We start from the raw sequence: 234 nt of genomic DNA, 5'->3' as shown, positions 1-234 counted from the left end.
CAATAGGATTCATCTGTATACGAGAGTTTCTTAAGCTTTGGATTCCATAGTTTGTAAGATGAACATCATCAAAAGATGGAATATAATACTTATTTTCATCCTCAATATTTGCAAGTTTATTTAACTCGATGGGCTTAAGCATCCAAAGAGTACCATCACTGAGTAAGTGGTCTTCTTCAGATATTGCGAAATATAGAGAAGCTAAAGCACTTTCAGACCAATCTAGCAATCTAG

Annotated in this window: 1 pseudogene; it reads right to left on the bottom strand. The window is 34.2% G+C overall.

Going from position 1 to position 234, the window contains the following annotated elements:
- Positions 1-234, bottom strand: a pseudogene (locus AAEY75_RS17190) (FRG domain-containing protein); the annotation flags it as partial.

The sequence above is a fragment of the Psychrobacter sp. TB55-MNA-CIBAN-0194 genome (assembly GCF_040309505.1).
Lineage (GTDB): Bacteria > Pseudomonadota > Gammaproteobacteria > Pseudomonadales > Moraxellaceae > Psychrobacter > Psychrobacter fozii.
Note: the sequence above shows the minus strand (reverse complement) of the source record. Positions and strands in the feature narration are given on the sequence as shown.